This is a genomic window from Adhaeribacter arboris (assembly GCF_003023845.1).
In the GTDB taxonomy this organism is placed as follows: domain Bacteria; phylum Bacteroidota; class Bacteroidia; order Cytophagales; family Hymenobacteraceae; genus Adhaeribacter; species Adhaeribacter arboris.
Genome location: NZ_PYFT01000001.1, coordinates 2,794,363 through 2,813,736 on the forward strand (window position 1 = coordinate 2,794,363; position 19,374 = coordinate 2,813,736).

The 19,374-nt window shown below is 42.7% G+C and carries 16 protein-coding genes; 12 read left to right on the forward strand and 4 right to left on the reverse strand.

Features of this window, described 5'->3' with window-relative positions:
- Nucleotides 1–4: 4 nt before the first annotated feature.
- Together AHMF7605_RS11265 and AHMF7605_RS11270 are read right to left on the reverse strand one after the other, a co-directional pair.
- Entirely contained in the window at nt 5–1,459 is a 1,455-nt protein-coding gene (locus tag AHMF7605_RS11265) for a RagB/SusD family nutrient uptake outer membrane protein (protein WP_106933433.1), read from the reverse strand.
- Nucleotides 1,460–1,482: 23 nt separating this feature from the next.
- On the reverse strand, nt 1,483–4,614 hold the full coding sequence (locus AHMF7605_RS11270) for a SusC/RagA family TonB-linked outer membrane protein (protein ID WP_233219014.1): 3,132 nt from the start codon (nt 4,612–4,614) through the stop codon (nt 1,483–1,485).
- 372 nt (nt 4,615–4,986) lie between these two features.
- On the opposite strand from AHMF7605_RS11270, the gene AHMF7605_RS11275 reads away from it, so the two are divergent.
- The 12 genes from AHMF7605_RS11275 (at nt 4,987) to AHMF7605_RS11330 (ending at nt 17,468) form a co-directional block, all read left to right on the forward strand.
- Nucleotides 4,987–5,880 carry an AraC family transcriptional regulator gene (locus AHMF7605_RS11275; RefSeq protein ID WP_106929338.1) on the forward strand — a complete coding sequence of 298 codons (894 nt, stop codon included), beginning with the start codon at nt 4,987–4,989 and terminating at the stop codon, nt 5,878–5,880.
- 776 nt (nt 5,881–6,656) lie between these two features.
- Nucleotides 6,657–7,160: a hypothetical protein gene (locus AHMF7605_RS11280; RefSeq protein ID WP_146153568.1), complete on the forward strand. Its 504-nt coding sequence runs from the start codon at nt 6,657–6,659 to the stop codon at nt 7,158–7,160.
- 418 nt (nt 7,161–7,578) lie between these two features.
- Complete coding sequence (locus tag AHMF7605_RS11285; protein ID WP_106929341.1) at nt 7,579–8,829, forward strand: site-specific integrase; 1,251 nt, start codon at nt 7,579–7,581, stop codon at nt 8,827–8,829.
- Nucleotides 8,830–9,394: 565 nt separating this feature from the next.
- Nucleotides 9,395–10,477: a hypothetical protein gene (locus AHMF7605_RS11290; RefSeq protein WP_106929343.1), complete on the forward strand. Its 1,083-nt coding sequence runs from the start codon at nt 9,395–9,397 to the stop codon at nt 10,475–10,477.
- 97 nt (nt 10,478–10,574) lie between these two features.
- Nucleotides 10,575–10,910 carry a helix-turn-helix domain-containing protein gene (locus tag AHMF7605_RS11295; RefSeq protein ID WP_106929345.1) on the forward strand — a complete coding sequence of 112 codons (336 nt, stop codon included), beginning with the start codon at nt 10,575–10,577 and terminating at the stop codon, nt 10,908–10,910.
- Nucleotides 10,898–11,725, forward strand: a complete 828-nt coding sequence (locus AHMF7605_RS11300) for a BT4734/BF3469 family protein (protein WP_106929347.1) — start codon at nt 10,898–10,900, stop codon at nt 11,723–11,725. The genes AHMF7605_RS11295 and AHMF7605_RS11300 overlap by 13 nt, the downstream gene beginning before the upstream one ends.
- A gap of 305 nt (nt 11,726–12,030) precedes the next feature.
- Nucleotides 12,031–13,365: a primase-helicase family protein gene (locus AHMF7605_RS11305; protein WP_158267498.1), complete on the forward strand. Its 1,335-nt coding sequence runs from the start codon at nt 12,031–12,033 to the stop codon at nt 13,363–13,365.
- Nucleotides 13,366–13,904: 539 nt separating this feature from the next.
- The gene (locus AHMF7605_RS11310; RefSeq protein WP_106929351.1) at nt 13,905–14,189 is read left to right on the forward strand and encodes a hypothetical protein; all 285 of its coding nucleotides are present in this window, start codon (nt 13,905–13,907) and stop codon (nt 14,187–14,189) included.
- A gap of 338 nt (nt 14,190–14,527) precedes the next feature.
- Nucleotides 14,528–14,890, forward strand: coding sequence for a hypothetical protein (locus tag AHMF7605_RS11315; protein WP_106929354.1), 363 nt, complete (start codon nt 14,528–14,530; stop codon nt 14,888–14,890).
- 190 nt (nt 14,891–15,080) lie between these two features.
- On the forward strand, nt 15,081–15,965 hold the full coding sequence (locus tag AHMF7605_RS11320; protein ID WP_106929356.1) for an AAA family ATPase: 885 nt from the start codon (nt 15,081–15,083) through the stop codon (nt 15,963–15,965).
- Nucleotides 15,940–16,935 carry a DUF3871 family protein gene (locus tag AHMF7605_RS11325; RefSeq protein ID WP_106929358.1) on the forward strand — a complete coding sequence of 332 codons (996 nt, stop codon included), beginning with the start codon at nt 15,940–15,942 and terminating at the stop codon, nt 16,933–16,935. Before AHMF7605_RS11320 ends, AHMF7605_RS11325 begins: the two co-directional genes overlap by 26 nt.
- A 74-nt stretch (nt 16,936–17,009) precedes the next feature.
- Complete coding sequence (locus AHMF7605_RS11330; RefSeq protein WP_106929361.1) at nt 17,010–17,468, forward strand: JAB domain-containing protein; 459 nt, start codon at nt 17,010–17,012, stop codon at nt 17,466–17,468.
- Nucleotides 17,469–17,714: 246 nt separating this feature from the next.
- Here the strand turns inward: AHMF7605_RS11330 and AHMF7605_RS11335 are convergent, their stop codons facing one another.
- Both AHMF7605_RS11335 and AHMF7605_RS11340 read right to left on the reverse strand, forming a co-directional pair.
- Nucleotides 17,715–18,248: a CPBP family intramembrane glutamic endopeptidase gene (locus AHMF7605_RS11335; protein WP_106929363.1), complete on the reverse strand. Its 534-nt coding sequence runs from the start codon at nt 18,246–18,248 to the stop codon at nt 17,715–17,717.
- Nucleotides 18,249–18,386: 138 nt separating this feature from the next.
- Entirely contained in the window at nt 18,387–19,277 is an 891-nt protein-coding gene (locus tag AHMF7605_RS11340) for a helix-turn-helix domain-containing protein (RefSeq protein WP_158267499.1), read from the reverse strand.
- Between the last annotated feature and the right edge of the window lie 97 nt (nt 19,278–19,374).

A 19,374-nucleotide genomic window follows, 5' to 3' on the forward strand; every position in this document is an offset into this window, starting at 1 on the left:
ATTATTAATAACCAGGGTTTTGGGTAAGCTGACTGTTCAAATCGGTTTCACGCTGCGGTATCGGAAATAGACGATGGAATTCTTTTACCGCATATCCCTTAGTCGTCATGACGGGTAGATAGCGACCGGTCCGGACTAAATCAAACCAACGATGGCCTTCAAACGCTAGTTCTACTCGCCGCTCCTGTTCTAAAGCTAAGGCAAAATCAGCCTGGCTTAACCCGGTTTTTTCCGGTAAGCCCGCTCGGGTCCGCACTTGGTTCAGGAATGGTTCGGCGGCAGCGGTCTGTCCCTGCGTATTCAGCGCTTCGGCGTACATGAGCAGCACATCGGCGTAGCGCAAGAGCGGGAAATCGGTATCGGCATCTCCGGATTGTGGCCCGGTTTGTTTGTATTTCACTACGTAGCGTACATTTACAAGGGTACCATTAGCGGCGGTGTAGGTCGATTGCATGGAAGCATCTTTGCGCAGGTCACCCGGCTCGTAAGCTTTTTCCATATCTTCGGTGGGTTGCATAAAGCCACCACCCGAACCAGTAGTACCGAATAAAGTGCCCGGTATGCCCCAAGGAATTAAATCGGACCAAAGCGCGCTTCCCTGCCCAACCAAACCGGTTTTATACTGCACGGCCAAGATTACATCTTTATTATTGGCGTAAGAAGTAGCCGGGCTGAAAGTAGCAGCGTATCCCGTAGATAAATTAAATTGACCCGAAAGAATAACTTCATTCAGTTTGGGAGCCGCTAATTCCGGTTGGTTCCGGGTGAGGTAAACCTTACCAAGTAAAGCTTTGGCGGCCCATTTAGAAGCCCGGCCCGCTTCAGTAGCCGGAATAGTAGCCGGTAAATTATTTTCGGCTACAATTAAGTCAGAAATAATCAAGTCATAAACCGCATCGGCACTGGTTCGGGCGATGGTATTGGTGCCGTAAGGATTATCAATGCTATTTTGAATTAATTGCACGTCGCCGAATAAGCGCACCAGGTTAAAGTAATTAAAAGCACGCAGAAACCGAGCTTCTGCTTCGTAACGCACTTTCAGGGGTTCTTCGAAAGTAGCATTTGGCAATTGGTCCAGGATGGTATTTACCCGGCCAATACCGATGTAATGCCCGGTCCAGGCCGCCGTAGTAACCGTGTTGGACAGAGAAATATTAAATTCATCGAGTTCAAACTGCGACAGATTCGAGACTGCTTTGGTGGCCCCGTGGGTGCTGTTATCGGAAGTTACTTCGGTGAGCCATAACATACTGGCGTTCGTGCCGCCGTTGCCGTACAAGCCCGGATTTTTAAAATTAGCGTAGGCGCCAATAACCGCATTGTTGAAATCGGCAGCGGTTTTGTAAAAGTTTTCGGCGCTCCGGGCGGTTTGCGGCACTTCGTTCAGGAAATCCTCACAGCTGCTAAGTAAGGTTAGAAAAAGAATAACCGCGGTATATTTTATAAAAAATGCTTTCATATCCTTATACATAATGATGATTATTAAAAACCCAGATTAATGCCAATGGTGAAGGAACGGTTGATAGGGTACGTACCAAAATCTACTCCTAAAGCGGTTTGGTTACTATCGGCAATGCCTACTTCCGGGTCGTAGCCAATATAATCGGTGAAGGTGTACAGGTTATTAACCGCCAGGTAAACCCGGGCATTCTGAATTTTCCAGTTTTGCAATAAGGAGCTGGGCAAATTATACCCGAGCGTTACGTTGCGGATGCGCCAGTAAGAGGCATCAAAAATATACAGGGAGCTGTAAGAAGTGTTCGCGTTTAAACCACCCCGGATAGCCCGGCCAAATAACTTACCGTCCTGGCTTACTCCGGGTTGTTCGGGAGAGCGCCAGCGAGCTTCATCGATAAACTTTAAGTTATTCTGTACCCCGGCATTGTTAATGGAAAACATGGCATTATACACGTCCTGGCCGTACATGCCGTTGGTGGTAATATCCAGGGAAAAGCCTTTGTAGGAAAAAGAATTGTTAAAGCCGAAGAAGAAGTCAGGATTAGGGTTACCGATTACTTCGCGGTCGTTGTCATCCATTTTACCGTCGCTGTTCACATCTTTCCACCGGATGTCGCCAGGTTTAGCGTTGGGTTGCGTACCACTTTCCGCTATCTCCTGGGCTGTATAAAAAATACCTATGGCGCGCCGGCCATAAAATACCCCAATCGGGTCGCCCACCTGGGTTACGTTAGAATTGGCGCGGGGAGCGGTGCTGCCGAAAATCCGAGCGGTTTCTTCGTTCATGGCCAGTACTTTATTTTTATTAAAAGTTATGTTAAAATTGGTACTCCAGCTAAAATCTCCCACCAGGTTGCGGGTATTTATTCCCAGTTCAATTCCTTTATTTTGTACTTCGCCTACATTCACGAAAGCATTGGTAAAGCCGGTAGCCGAGGGGGTTTGAATATTAAAAAGCATGTCTTTATTCCGCTTGTCGTACCAATCGCCGGTAAAATTTACCCGCCCGTTCCCCACGGATAAGTCCATTCCGATATCTAACTGGCTTTGTGATTCCCAGCTTAAATTGTTGTTCGATAAAGTAGCAGGAGCTAAACCGGGCACTACAGCATCGCCAATGACGTAATTATTGCTCCCCAGTAAACTTATGGCTCGGTAATTACCAATGGCGTTGTTTCCGGTGATGCCATAACTAGCCCGTAATTTTAAATCATTGATAAATTTAAAGTTGCTCATGAATTTTTCGTCGGAAAGGCGCCAGCCCACGGAGGCGGAGGGAAAAGTACCCCAGCGGTTGTTTTTACCAAACCGAGAAGAACCATCGCTGCGAACTGTGGCGGTAAGCAAGTATTTATCTTTATAAGAATAATTAGCCCGGGCGAGCAAAGAAACTAGGTTATTTACTTCAATGTTCTGGCTGCCGCTGTTTACAATGCCGCCGTTAATATTAGTAATCAAGTCATCCGGAAAATTGCCGGCATTCACCGTTACGTTATTGTTATATGCTCGTTGTGCCGTAAAACCGCCAACAAAGTTTACCAGGTGGTTGGTGCCCAGATTTTTTTTGTACGATAAAGTAGTTTCGCTGAGCCAGTTGGTATTTTCGGTATTGGAGGCGCGGGCCGTGGCCGGACCGGTAGGAGCCGCCGACGAAAGCGTAGATGGATTCCAGAGATTAGATTTGTAATAATTTAAGTCTACCCCAAACGAAGTTCTTAATTTTAAATTGGGAATAAGAGTATATTCCAGGTACGCATTGCTCAATAACCGGAATTGGGATGAAGGATTTTGTAGCTCGTTTGCAATTTTTACTGGGTTCTGAATAGCGGCATTACCGTCGGCAGGAATTAAAGTGTTGCCGTAAGTACCATCCGGATTATATACCGGAACCGAAGGGTCCATGCCGGTAGCGGAAGCAATGATACCTAAAGCCCCGTAATGGCCAGCCGCCGGCACTTCGCGAAGTTGGGTAAAACTGGGCAGTAAACTCACACCAAAAGCTAATTTTTTGGTAAGCTGCCCATCCAGGTTCGCCCGGAAATTATATCGCTTTAAACCCGAATTTATAATAATACCTTCCTGGTTAAAATAGCCCCCGGAAACCGCGTAGCGCAAAGCATCCGTGCCACCCGAAGTTGATAATTGGTAATTACTGATAGGAGCGCGCCGGAAAATAGCATCCTGCCAGTCGGTGGTGGGCAGCCCCGCCGGATTTCGGTATTTTTCCGAAATATCAAAGTTAACCCCCGGCCGGATGGTATTATCATCGTTTATATTGGCATTCGGGAAGTTATCCAGGTAACCGGCATTTCGCGCATCTACCACCATAGAAGCAAATTCCTGGGCATTCATTAAATCCAGTTTTTTACCTACTTCCTGAAAGCCCATGTAGCTGTCCAGTTCAATCCGGGGTGCCCCGGATTTGCCACGCTTGGTAGTAATAATTATTACTCCGTTCGAGCCCCTTGACCCGTAAATAGCCGTAGCCGAAGCATCTTTCAACACATCCACCGATTCAATATCGTTGGGGTTAATGGTATTTAAAGGATTCCCGATGCCCGCATTACTTACCGGATACCCATCAATCACAAACAAGGGCTGCACGCCGCCGTTAATGGAAGATACCCCACGGATTAATACATTTACATTGCCGCCTGGGGCGCCCGTAGTAGTCGAAATCTGCACCCCGGCCACTTGCCCCTGCAAGGCCTGGTCTACACTCGAAACCTGAATTTTCTGGATGTCTTTGGCGGCTACTGAACTAATGGCCCCGGTTAAATCTTTTTTCTGCTGCTCACCATAACCCACTACTACTACTTCCTGTAAGGCTTTATTATCGGCTACCAAGGTTACATCGTGGGTGCCGGCACCTTTAAAAGGTATTTCCTGGGTTAAGTTACCAATGAACGAAAATACCAGAATTCCATTTTGTTGCGGAGAGTTGATTGTGTATATCCCTTCGGTGTTGGAAGCTGTTCCGATGGAAGTACCTTTTACTAAAACCGTAACTCCCGGCAAAGGCTCGCCTTTTTCATCGGTAATTTTGCCGGTAAGCACCACTGGCTCCTGGCTCTGGGAAAAAGCTGGTGTGATGCGGGTTAAAAAGAACACCACTAGCATCCAGCCATAGTGGTAACCTAATAAAGTTTTTATCATGGTTTTTTTATTAAATGGTGGTAAGTAGCAGGCTTTAGGCAGAATTTAATTTTTTTAAATTTTTTAACAACAAAGCAGCCTTATCAATTAATTAATTTTAAATAAATCTGTAAATCGTTTTAAATTTTAGTAAATTTATATATTCCACCAGCCATTCACTTCGATAAAATTTGCTATATCTGATACTATTTTTGCATATTTAGGATTCTGTTTACTTTAGCTGGCAAATTCTGATGTTTTGGAAGCAGGCATACTTATTTAGGCAATCACATCAGAATATTATCAAGGGTTTAATAAATAGATTATCCAGAAAGGAAGCTTGTTGACAAGAAGAAGATTAAAAGTTGTAAGGATTATCTAAAAGGCTAAGAAATGCATCCGCTTTATTTAAAGAAGAATACTAAAAGCTTTGAGCAATCTTTCCAGATGCAACATGCCCGGGTACCGCATACCTACGATACCTGGCATTGCCACCAGGAATTGGAGCTAAATGCCATTATTAAAGGAACTGGTACCCGCTTTATCGGCGACCACGTGGGTGCTTTTTCGGATGGTGATATGGTTCTGGTGGGTTCCAATTTGCCGCATGTCTGGAAGAACGACAAAGAATATTACCAGGGGCAAGATACTTTGTACGCGGAACTAATGAATTTCTTTTTTCTGGAGGATTTTGCGGGCAAAGAATTGTTTCAGTTACCCGAACTCCAACCCATCCAAAATTTGTTACAGCGAGCCAGCCAGGGGATTCGGATTTATGGAAAAACCAGCGAAACCATCCAGCGCAAAATGAAAAAAATATTCCGGCTAACCGCTGGGGAAAGGGTAATAACCTTGATGCAAATATTGAATATTATTGCTCACTCCGATGAGGTGGAATTATTAGCCAGTCCCGGATTTATAAATTCTTACCAGGCGAATAATACTAGCCGTATTAACAAGGTGTATGATTTTATCATGAACAATTTTCTGGAAGAGATTACCCTCGAGCAAGTCGCCGAGGTAGCTAGCATGAACGTAACGGCTTTTTGCCGGTATTTTAAACGGGTTACTAAAAAATCATTTGTACAGTTCTTAAACGAAATCCGGATTGGCTACGCCTGTAAATTGTTGCTGGATGAAAAATTAACGGTTTCCCAAATTTGCTACGAATCCGGGTTTAATAACTTATCTAACTTTAATAAGCATTTCAAAGCTGCGACCAAACATACCCCGCAGCATTATAAATTGCAGCACCAGAGCAGCGTTGGTAATAAGGGCCTGTCTTGAAATTCTTTTATCATTTAAAATTAGCTCTGGAACCGTCCAGTAGCTGCCTTTCCCCATATCGAACTAAAAGGACCTAATCCTAGACTTAGGGAAACACCGTTTTCTCGTAGCCACCTTAAAGAATCTGTTAGGAATAGATAAGATATTATACCAGTTAGTAAATAGTAAGGTGCCATACAGAGTCTTATAGCGATTACGATGGCTTTTCTTCGGAGCCTTTTTAAGTCTCCAAAGAGAGGCTGAGAAAGCAGTAACTGCTCTTTCTGGGGCAGCTACTTTTTACTATTTGGTATTATCCGGGAGTTTGCAGCTTCTGCTGTAATTATCCCTAAAGAATTTATCGAAACCATGGATGAGCGTGGACTTTCAGGCAATGATGCGGTCCACGAGGATGCCCCAGCCTTTCAGCAAGTTGAAAAAAAGAAATAAAGTTTTCTATTAAATTCACTAAAAGATTTTGAAAGTTATTATAAAAGCCACTTTGCATAAAAGAACTTTTAATTAAACTAATTCTACTACTGTAACACCCATGCTTATTCCTGAGGCAATAAGCAGATACCAATTACGAATGCAAGGAACGATAAAATTAAGACTTAAAATTATGGATTCGCCAACACGAATGGCATTGGCCGAATAACTACACATTTTATATTATTTTCATCCTTAACTGGTAACAATCTACTTCTTAGCCGGATGTATAAAGGAATTCAAATACTATCGTAATAGTGTTCAAAGAATTGCCTACTAATATGTTCCTGTACTTTGTAGTAACAGTTATGGCAATTGCCATTTCTTTCCTAATATTTTCGAAGCCAGTGGATAGTCCAATACTTCATGGCAATAGGGATGTATTAGAAAAAGAACAAATTCTAAAAAGCTATGCCGATCGAAGACTAGCGAGGCAGATGTGGTTTTTAGGAACTTTGTTTCTATTAGTTATTGGCGGTAACTCTTTAGTTTATTATGTAAATGCAACATTAGATACCAAGTGGAGCAACGTAAAACCATCTGCTCTTCGTGATCTAAACAAGAATTCATTTATTAATTATGTTAAAGAAAACAAATCTATAGTCAATGCCGCTGTTACTCCGCAAGGTATTTTAGCAATAGCCGTTATTAATGATGGTCGAGACAAAAATCTAATGGCTATTTATTATTGCCGGTTAGCTAAGTCTAAGAATATAGGGGTAAGTGGGGTTAAAATAGTTGATGCCTCTGATGCGAATTTTACGGAAGAGTACGCTTCCGGAACAGTATTGGCTAAGTCATTTTGCAACTAAGCCCTCCAGCAACTTTTAACCGGCTAGACAGCAATAAGGTGGCTACTTCCCGCTACCTCTTTCCGGAGCTTGTTGGCACAACGTATCCGCACATATAACCACGGGCGCTTCGGATAGAATAATGCCGTTCGCTTTATTTATTCGATACACAACAAACTAGAAGACATAAAAAAAGGGACAAACCTTAATTACTCAAGTTTGTCCCATCAGGTGATCCCGCTGGGAGTAGAACTTTTTATAGTTCAGTTACTCTATCTTACCTTAAATATGCCTTTAGGATTGATTTGGAGTATATTTGAACTATGCAGAACATAAGTACGGATAATCTGTAGTAAGTTGAAATAAAAATTAGTGTCCGAAATGTTTCCGAAGCTTCGGACAATTCCTATCTTTAGGTTACCACCAGAGACGAACTTTTATGACCCTCAACTACTATCTGGATAAACCTAAATCCGAGGAACAGACTGCTATTTACTTATTTCTTCGGACGGGAAAAGAAACCATTAAACTAAAGACCGGACAGTACATCTATCCCAAACATTGGAATACCAAACCTGATAAGAACGGGTATCACGTGAAGCGTTCCTATACGGGTAGCCCTGAGTTTAACGGCTGGTTAGATAACCTGATGAAGGAGGTACATCTTCTTTATAATAACCTTACCCAAGGTAATAAATCAGTGGCACTGCAGGAATTGAAAGAAGCAGTGAAAAATATCTTTGAAAAGAAGGCTCCAGCTGAGGAGGCAGATTTATTTGAACACTTCCGGAAATATATTGAGACCAATAAGAGTGAGCGGGCGAAAGGTACAGTAGCCAGGTATAACGTGTTTCTAAGGCACTTAGAGGACTTTAGCAGCAAGTACCGCTATAAGGTTAGTTTTGAAACCATCAACTTGCATTTCTTTGACTTGTTCAAAACCTACCTAGTTCAAGATCTTAAGCATACGGATAATACGCTCTGGGTAGATTTTGCGGCGCTGAAAACTTTTATGGGATGGTCCTTTGAACGGGGCTTACATCAAAATCTCACTTATAAGAAATTCAAGGCACCCCAGAAAGATGTAGAAATCATCTATCTAACAGAAAATGAACTGATGACTCTCTACCAGGTAGAACTTCCATTAGGAAGTAAGCTGGACAAGGTTCGGGATGTTTTCTGCTTTGGCTGCTTTACCGGTCAGCGTTACTCGGATATTGCTAACCTCAAGCGAAAAGATATTAAAGATGAGCGGTGGACAGTACGTGCCGTAAAAACGGATAATACCCACTATGTCCCGCTGAATTCTTTCGCACTATCTATATTGAATAAATACCAACTCGCACTCAGGCCCTTGCCGGTAATGTCGAATCAAAAGACAAATGAGTACTTAAAAGAGCTAGGAAAGCTGGTTGGAATCGATGAGCCCACCAGTCTGACCAAGCGGCGAGGAAATGAGAAGCTAACGAATACACAACCTAAGTACGAGTTTATCAGCACGCACACAGCCAGGCGCACCTTTATTACTCTATCTTTGGAAAAAGGAATGCGACCGGAGGTAGTCATGCGAATCTCAGGACATTCCAATTATTCTACGTTTAAAAAGTACATTAAGATTAGTGAGAAAGTAGCCGAAGTGGAAATGAATAGTATCTGGCAAATGCCAGTAGCCATGAAGGTAGTGTCTTAAATTGAAAACAATTGAGCGATATAGGTGGTGTATTGACTCCTGTTCCATGTCGGTTAAATCATAATTATCTTCCTTCCGGCAATTGAAATACCCTAGTGATTTAGCTAAATTATTTTGGTTCTATACGTCAAAATAAAGATCGGGATGGTTTGTGAGAATTAGGCTCGTAATCGTACAGCAGAATAAAATAGGGAGACAGCACCTGCCTTAAAGACCATTAAAACCGACTTTTTTGCCACTTACTTACAGGTGATTCTACATATATATATAAATAGCAGGTCGCACTTTGATCCTTACCGGTGATTTATAACTAGAGGACAACCGAATACCAATGTGAGCTAATATAACTAGTAGAAAATACTAAATCCACTCCCTTTACGTAAAGTCACAAATGAAAAATACGAACTTAGTAGCAACCACTCTTTAATCCATTATTCTGCTGGGAGGGTATGCGTTACGTATACGGATTTTTGGTCTTGCTTATTATTTAACTAAGAAATATTACATTAGGGTTGGCCAAGAAATCACCGAAATGAAAAAGAGGATAAAATTTTGAACCAGAAGAATGGAAAAGGATAAAGACAAAGAAGAAAAACAAAACCCAAGTTTTCTGGCACCTAATTCAACTGTGCCCTATGAGGAAAAAGAAGATTATGAGGAAAAAGAGAATAACGAGGAAGCAGAGTTCTACCACCGCAAAGGGCATGTGCCACACTTCCTCCTATACAGAGAAAAATTAATAAGCAAATTTATAAATGAGATTGAACAATTTACTGAGCTAGAGTTTCCTAAATCGCATAACTTTTTTCCAGAACTATCTACAGACCCATTTCTAACAAATTACTTTAAACCCGAATTCTTTGTATCTGAGGACAGAAAAAATACTTTTAAGCGGTTTATACAAGAGATAGTTAAAGCTGGATTTAAGAAGCAGGCAATCGACTACTTAGATAAAATTGTAAAGAAAAATACCTTGCAAATAGAGCAACATGATTTTTCCAATGGAAAAGTAACCCCTACTGTTTTTGGTACTACTAATCAAGCTGAGTTGTTTTGGAGTGATATTTTTGACTTTATACTTCTTGACCAGGAGGAAAGAATAATAACACAGCAACGTCTTGAAGTAGACAGATTATTTCTCAATTTCTTGGTCGATTTTAGTACAATTTTATTTGTTGAAAGGGAAAATCTCACCCAGCAAATGTCAAATACAGTTTTCTCGAACAACAAGGCAGAAAAAAAACGGCCAGGTGAGGTTTATGATGATGGGCTACTAAGGTGTGATTATCGTAAAGAACAAGTTTTAGAATATTTCATGCAACTAGCACATAAGAATTATTATACCGAGGAGCAGGTCTGGCAACTTTTAAAATCCAATTTCCGAGTATTTTTAGAATCCGACCAAGTATTTGAAAAAGTAAAACTTCCAAGAGTAGAAAGTTTACCTCAAAACTATCTCATGTATTTTGTTTATCAGTTTTATTTTCATCAGCCAAGTAAAATGTTTAATAAGGAAAGAGCTTGCCAATTTTTATTTGACAATTTCAAATACTTTGAGGTAGATAAAATAAATTTTAAAACGGTTTACAACAATATGCAAATAAAACCAAAGAATGGATACGGTTTTTCGGATGCTATCCTACGTTAATTTAGGATATATCATATTTATTTCAGTATGTAAAAATTTGACATAGAATATACATTACGCCTATTTACCTCCTTGCGGCATAACTAACCCAATAGTCATGAAAAAGGAGTTTTTAAAAGAGTTTATATTTAAAACTCAGCTACTCACCGAGGAGGAAATTAACCTAATAGCTGATTGTTTTGTTCATAAATTACTAAAGCAGGTTCCATCTTTAGCTACTAATCCGGATAGAACAGTAGAGGAGCCTATCAAAATGCGGGAGGTCTGCCGTTTATTACAGATTTCCGATACTACCGCCCGCTCTTGGATGGCCAAAGGAACCTTGTCTTTTCATCGTATAGGTTCTCGCGTCTTCTTCTATAAGAGTCAGGTACTTTCAAGCCTAGAGCAACCACTTACTAGCAGGAAGGAGGGAAAGAAATGGAAAGCTTAAACTTCCCCTCGAACCATGGCGGTCTTTCATCTCACCCAAACTTTTTCTTTAGTCATTTAAAAGAAGAAGCTTGTTGCCAATATGAGTTTTTAAACTTAGTTGATAAAGTAGGAGAAGAAAACGCTCTAGCCATAGTAAACGAGCACCAACAGTTCCTCAACCAAAATTGTAATGCTACGGACAATCCTATGGTTAAGTGCCCCCTTCTAAAAAGTTATGAATTGCAAGTCAATACGCCAGCAACAGGCTTCAAAACTAAGGTGCCGGTATCCCAGCAGGTTTGCAGCGTGTTTTATCCTCTAAAGACAAAGCTGTACCGCCCTAGATTTTCATACCTGAGCGAGATTGCCGAACAGATTAAAGGACCTAATTTTGCAGCTAAAACGAAACAATTAGGGTCTATAACGGATGAAGTGGAACGAAAGCAGTTTGAGGAGGATAATTTTTATAGGGCTACCTTCTCCGGGGCTTATGCTGAATTGGACGAAAGTAAGCTACTCAAAACCTCAGGCCTTATTTGTATTAGCTTAGACCAATGTGGTAAGCGACTGGATAAATTCCGTTCATTGGTTAATGCAGAACCTCTCACCGTGATGAGCTTTAAAAGTGCGGATGGGGATGGTTTGCGAGTGTTGTTTCAAATAACTCCATATATCAGCACCCAATCCGATTACTACAAAGCATATTCTATCTTGTTGAGGGAACTATGCGGTTTACCTTGGAGGATCGATTTCAAAGTGACGAAGATGAGCCAAGCCTGTTACCTGCCCCATGATCCCGAAGTATATGTCCATCCTAACCTGAGTGCATTATGAAAAATGTGAATAATACATTCAGTCCTGAAGTTATTCGAACCATTCAAGACCGCGCATATGCTCTAATTAAGACGAAAGATGTAAGTCTTCCAGAGGCTGTCACCATCATCAGTTCAGAAAAAGGAATCCACCAGCAACCGGTTTTAGAGTTTATACAGCCCATTTTCGATACTATTCATACTACTTGTGAGGAGTTTTGGAATATATCTCCAACTGGAGCTAGAAGCCGACACAAAGTCATTATTGACAAAGGTAAGTGCCTGGACTTAGCCCATAAATTAGGCTTCTTTCAACTACGAGGCCCTATGGGAACCAAGATAATCCAGCTAAGGCAAAAGATTATAGAAGAGGTAGACCTGATAACGGTGAAACATGCCTTCTTAGATTATATAAATACCTTGCCCGCTGCTTTTGATGGTATACTCCGGGCTCACCTACGAGCCGCCTGGCTGGATGAATGTACGCGAATTTGTGAAAACAATTTCTTACAAAACCTAGCGATTTTAAGCGAGCCATTTTTGAAAGCTAATGGGCAAACCGGCTACTTCTACTTTAACAATGGATTTGTCGAAGTAACCAAAGCAACCATCACCCTCAAACCATATAAAGAGTTACCAGGTCTTATTCGAAAAACGCAAATTATCCCGCGAGATATTGTCATTCTTGACGAAGAGGTAGTAGTTGATTGTTCAGAATTTTATCGATTTTGTGAAAATGTAGTAGGTAAAGATAGCAAACGCTTTTATGTATTGATAATCGCCTTGGGATACCTTATACACTCGCATAATTCCAGAACTACCCCGGTAGCTGTTCTTCTGTATGACAAAGGTGGCCGGACCGGAAAAGGAATAATGGGCCAAGCCTTAAAATATATGACTAATGTGCTCAATTTAGATGGTCGAAATGCAGATATCAATAGTCGATTTGTTCTGCAAAGATATAATCCAGGAGTAAACATCGTCTTTATTGATGATACAGATCCAAAACGTTTGCCATTCGACCGAATTTTTTCTTGGTTGACGGAAGGCATGGAGGCCGAGCAGAAAAACAAAGGCTCCTATTATATCCCCTTTGAGGAGGTACCCAAATTCTGTATTACCTCCAACTTTGTTTTTGAGGGCACTACGGCCAGCCACGAAGGACGCCGGGTTGAGGTTGAATTGGATTCTTTTTACTCCCTGGAATTTACTCCAGAAATGGATTTTGGGCATAAATTGTTTGATGATTGGGATGATCAGCAGTGGCTTCTATTTGACAATATGATGCTCCTGTGCTGCCAGTATTATTTAGCGGACGGTATTCAGCGCTATAAGTCGGCTAACATAGCCCGGGAAAGACTTATTCTAACCACTAGTGAAGAATTCGTTATGTGGGCCGAGGAAAACTTAATCCAACTAAAAGTGGGTATCGAAATAGATAAATACATTAAATGGCAAGATTTCTTAGATAAGTCAGAATTTACGGAGAAAACGTTTCCTCAAGGAAAATTCACTCATTGGATGAAGGTATACCTGAAAGGCCAAGGGTATGAGACCAAAGATGGCAAAAGCCGTGGGGAACAACCCCGAAGAGAGGTATTATTAATTGTCCAGGTTCCTACTCCTGAAGCCGACAAATACAACCAAAGTGCCGACAAATGACCCGACACCTACCAAAACTTGCTTCCGCTGTTTACCCTTTCCAACTCTAATCTGTCGGTTAGATTGGCCCATGTCGGACTTGTGTCGGCTTAAATATCGGAAGCAAGATGCGGTCAGAAGTCTTTAAAACCACAATGTAAGCTTGTCGGGTATTTTTATTAATTTATTGAATTAAGGTTATGAATATAATAAAACAAAGAAGTACTAATAGAATTAATACAATAAGTATGTTCCTATAGGAAGAAATAGCTTTCTAAGTCGACATCCAGACAACGGCACTGGTACCTTCACCCAAATCATTAAATGCTGGTAAGCGGTGACTGCCTATAAATTCGGAAGTGCCACGTACTTACATTAAAGGCTTAAACGGGTTAGCTACAAACTTAGTCCTACCGTCATCTACTGGATATTGTTGTTCTTTTCAGCTTCTTAAAACTCAATTATTAGTCAACCCATCTTTCTGAGCTGCATATTCTGGATTCCAAGAATAAAGAAACGGCACCTTCACTTTAATAGTTCATACAAAAACCAAGAACATTATGCTTCAAATTAAAGAATATGTTACTGAACCAGATAATACTTTTTATATAGTAGCACAGGTAAAAACGAACGAAGACGCTCTACTGCTGCAATCTATTTTTCGGGATGCTCTGTTTGCGAACAAAAGCATTGTATCCTTTTTCGGCTTAAACGAAGACTTGCAAGATGTTCTCGCCTTTACCTATCCCATTAACCGTCTTTTTAAGCTGGTTCATGTTGGCCAGGGTAAAAACATGAATTTAGAACTTCTTCCCCTCTCTCCATCTTCTGGTCCAAATCATTAAGGTTCCGAGAACCTTAGTTTTGAGTTGCAATTTACCTTAAGGAGAGAAAGGGAATTTTTAATTTCCTGATTATTGAATACTGTCGCAAATTATTAGTTATAGAACTGCTGGGCCAGGAGGATGATTCAAGTCCTTGCTGGTTCAGCTTATCTTAATCGTAACAGTTTAAGTGGGGGAAGTTTTCTTTACCAGGTATAATTATCAGAATTAAAGTTTTCCCGCCATCTAGCAATAGCCGCTTAAAAAAATTTTATATAATTTTTTTCAGACGCTCAACCAACCTTTCCCTACCCCCCCATACCAGTCGGATTTTAAAACTTAACCTAAATTTAACTGTTATGGCCACTACCAAACAATTTTCCGTTTCCAGTACCACCATCCTGGGCTTAGCCCAGGCCAATGCCAACGCCGGTTTATTACCGTTGAATGCCCGCAAAGGCAAGGTTTACGAGATTACCGAAGAGGACATCCAGCGGGTGGATCGACTTGGCAACATCGGCGCTATCCGGGGCTTGCAGCTGGCTTCTTCTACGGGTAAGATTCACAGCAAGTATACCTGCACCCTGGAAGCGGCCGATGAGAACGCCAAACGTATTCTTATCAAGAAAGGCCCGCGCAAAGGCGAAGAGTTTCCCGTTCCCTCCTTCGAAGAAACGGAAGACTCCTTCATCATCGAACTCGTACCCAGTACCGTCTCTTAGGTATAATGCACCCTGAAAGGGGTGCATTCCTTTATTTATCCATTTTCCTTTCACCAGGATATGAGATTTTAGCCTTCTTAATAAACGGTTATCACTTCTCTAACCAGCTCAAAGGTAGCAAACGATCTCCCGGGTATTAGTCTCCTGCTTATACTCTCAATTTTCTCCTTTTACTTCTTTAAACCTATTTATGCAACTACAACCCGCCAAACGGACGCAGGCCCGCATCCGCCTGTGCTTACAAGGACCCTCGGGCTCGGGTAAGACTTTTAGTGCCTTACTCCTGGCTTATGGACTATGCGGGGATTGGTCCCGAATTGCCGTCATTGATACGGAACACTACTCGGCTTCCCTTTACGCGCACCTAGGCGCTTACCAGGTACTTCCATTAAGGGAGCCTTTTTCCCCGGAACGCTACCAGGAAGCGGTGCAAGTCTGTGAAAACGCCGGCATGCAGGTCATCATTCTGGATACTATTTCCTTTGAGTGGCAGTTTCTCTTGGATTACCACGCTTCCTTGAGTGGCAACAGTTTTACCAACTGGAGCAAAGTCACTCCGCGCCACAATCAATTTATCAAAGCTCTGCTCCTCTCCCCGGCCCACATCATGGCCACGGCCCGCACCAAACAAGAGTACGTGCTCTCGGACAAGCAAGGCAAGCTGGTACCCGAAAAAGTAGGACTAAAGTCTATCCAACGAGATGATCTGGATTATGAGTTCACCCTCGTCTTTGACCTGGACACCCGAAACCAGGCCACTGCCTCTAAAGACCGGACGAGTCTGTTCCAAGGTAAGCCGGCCCAGCTGCTCACCTCCGAGACGGGTAAACTCATCCGGCAATGGTGCGAGCAAGGCAGCCCGGTTGAACCGCCTTTAACGGTGCGAGAGCAGATTGCCCGGTGTACCACCCTGAAAGAACTCCAGCAGCTCTACCACCGCTACCCCGAGCAGCAAGGGTATCTCAAGCCTGAGTACCAGCGGCAAAAGCTGGCCCTGATCAAAAGTACCCTCACCCAAAATCATTTAATTACTTCTAACTTAAACCAAAATGGAAAACACCATCCTTCCCATTAACTCTTATCCAACCCGTCGGATGCACGCTACCCTAGAACTGGAGCCAGCTTCCAGTTCTAGGGCGTTTATTGAAGCCAATACCCTGCCGGTAAGCTTACCCGAAATCCAGCACCATCACTTGATACCCGTCTTTGTCAAAGACAATGAGCCGCTGATTAGCCAGTGGGATTTCATCCAAACCGTGGTGGAGGCCGTTACCGACACTTTCCGGGGCGAGCAGATCCTCCGGCCACAAGTGAGAGTATCCCACCCCATTAAAGGCCGCATCCCGGAAGCGAAAGACAAACCCGCTAGTCTGCTATTGGACTCCGAGCGCACCATCTACTACGAACGGATGATGTTCTGTTTGGAAATACCTACCGTGATGGATGTGATCGATGGCAATACCTTATCCTTGCTAGTAGGCGGGGTAAAAGCTTATAACCTCGACAACCTCTACAATAAGAAAGGAGCTCAGGAACACTTTAAGCTCTTCATCGGCTTTCAGAATATGGTTTGCACGAACCTCTGTGTCCAAACCGATGGGTATATGAGTGATTTAAAGGTGACGAGCCTAGAGCAGCTTAGAACGGGTATTTACCGGCTGCTGGATAGTTATGATCAGCTTCGGCACTTAAAACAGCTGCAAAGCTTAACCGAATACTCCCTTACCGAGCCGCAATTTGCCCAGCTTTTAGGTAGATGCCGCATGTATTCGTATTTACCGGCCGAAGCTAGAAAGCAGATTCCCGCTTTGTTGTACGGGGATACCCAACTGGGTACCGTGTGCAAGGACTACTACCGGGACGAAAGCTTCTGCCGGCAGGAAGATGGTACCATCAACCTGTGGCGGCTTTATAACCTGTTTACCGGCGTGAACAAATCGACTTACATTGACCAGTTTCTGGATCGGTCGGTAAACGCGCTGGATTTTACCACGCAAGTGCAGCAGGCCCTAGATGGAGGAAATGCCAGCTGGTTTCTGAACTAACTTACTTCTTATTTAAATTAACTTATACACCGCCCACCCGACGTAAGTTAGGGTGGGCTTTTTTCTTTAAGACCATGGACAAGAAGATAAATACCGTGCGGGAAATCCGCCTGCAATACAAATCCAAACTAAAAAGAGAGGGGGAGCCCGTCATTACTAGTTCGGATGATGCCTACCAAATACTAAAGGAACATTACGATGCCGACTACCTGGCCATCCGGGAGGAGTTGCTCATTCTTTACCTCAACAATGCCAACAAGGTACTGGGCGTATACAAAGGATTTAGCGGCGGTATCACGGCTACCGTAGCCGACATTCGGCTGATTATGGCCGTGGCCCTTAAAGGGCTGAGTACGGGCATCATTCTCTCGCACAATCATCCTTCGGGAGCACGAACGCCTTCGGAGGCGGACAAGAAACTTACCGAGCAGCTTAAGAAAGCGGGCGAACTGTTCGGTATCAAAGTACTAGATCATCTTATTATTACTCCCCAGGATACCTACTTTAGTTTTGCCGATGAGGCGTTGTTGTAAGAAAACTTAATCAGTCGTTTCTTTTTCCGGTTTTCTGGACGTTATCTGTAAAACTGGTTTTGTAGTTTTTACATTTTGCCCTTAAGAACAATTAATAACAAAGTTACTTTACGTTGAGAATTTATTTACCTTTCAGGTTCTTTCAACCACTCTATTAAAAATAACACTGGTTATCAGGCACTGGATTTAGTCGGCAGTTAAGGATTTCTTTACCCCTACAACCTACTAATTTGCCCTAAAATAATCTTACCAAACCGCGTAACCGTTCCAAATAATGTGCAGGAGAATGGGAACCAGTAAGGAACGGGAAGAGTACAACGACAGACCCAGCAGCAGACCATTGCCAAAAATTAAAAAGATTATCCCCCAAGAATACTCCACATGAATCCCGGCCCAAGCACTGGTAACTAGTAATAAGCTCATCCATGGATTAAGCCCCGTTCGTTTAAGTCGGGTCAATAACAACCCTCTAAATAGCATTTCCTCCGCAACCGGGCCCGCCATAACCACGGCGAAGACGCGAGCAATAGAAGTAAATACGGGTTGTTGTTGCCAGGCGGAAAAGTCCCAGTCTCCCCGCCAGTGCCAGAAGTAATCCGTGCCGAGCATATAACTCCCAAAAACCAGAATCCAGAACAGGAGCATCTTATAAGGGGGCGGGACGAATAAAAAGTCGCCTTGCCAGGAATAATGCAGTTTTTTCTGGGAAATAAAGGAAACCAGCGCAATGGTTAAAAGCGGTATCAATACCTTCCACAACGGATGAGAAAAGTACAGCATAGCTCCCCTAGATTATTGGTTTTAAGTTTCGGTTCACCAGGGGAAAGGAATAGGGGAATGTGGCGAGTAAGGTTCCTGTAAGGGGCATCTTTCTGGTTGTTGTGTCCCCAAAAATGCCACTTTGTTAAAGGAAAGTATTTATCCAATCCTGCTAAATTGCTGACGATACAGCAAAGGGGATAAATGATAGTAGTTCTTAAAGGCTTTACTAAAGCTATAGATATCCGCAAAACCCACGGCCAGCGCAATCTCGCCCACGGACCAGGATTCGTGTTGCAAGAATGTCGCGGCCTTCTCTAACCTTTTTTGGGTTTGATACAGATGGGGACTCTTCCCGAAGGCGTGTTTAAAGGTCCGAAAAAAGTGAAACTCGGATAAAGCGACGGTGGCGGCCAGTTGCGAGATTTTTAGGTTTTCCGGAGCCTCATCCAGCAAAAACTTAGCCGCTTGCACCCGCTTAAAGAGCTCCTTTTTAACGGAGGTTTTTTTGGCCGGAAGGTTGAAGGCTTTCTTGGTTAGGTAGCTATGAGCCAGTAAAAGCTCCTGCGCTAGCTGGAGGTAAAGCTCCTGACAGGGAAGATGCAACCGGCTTTTAGCGGTATTTAAGCCTATTTCCAGGTTATGGAGAGCCGACTGTAAAGAATCATGGGTATAAACACCTTCAAAAAAAGCAAAGTTGCTTTTAGCGGATTCAAAGGGATTGTCTAGGAGTTGTGTTTCCGGAAGCTGGTAATTTCGGGCAACATCGGCCAGTAAAGCTTCCGATAAATAAATACCAAAAGCGGTCACCGGAGCCTTGCTGTAAGGAATGGAGACGTGAAAAGATTGGGCTTGGTTAATGATTAAATACTGCTTAGCCCGCACGGGAAGGGTCTTGTTCTCGAGCGAATAATGTTCGGTTCCAGTGAGCACATAATTGAGGATGACAGCCGTGGCACAGCCAGTATGTTCGAATTGCTGAACAGTAGAATACAAGACTTTACTGCCCTGCCCGTTGGTACTGACTTCCGAAATGGTGTTGCTAGTCATGAAAGGTCTCCTACTCTCCGCTGCGGGAAGGTGCATTAAAAATAGTTACTTTTTGTCAAGAATACAGGTCTTCTCTTTACTAATTTAAGTATTAGCA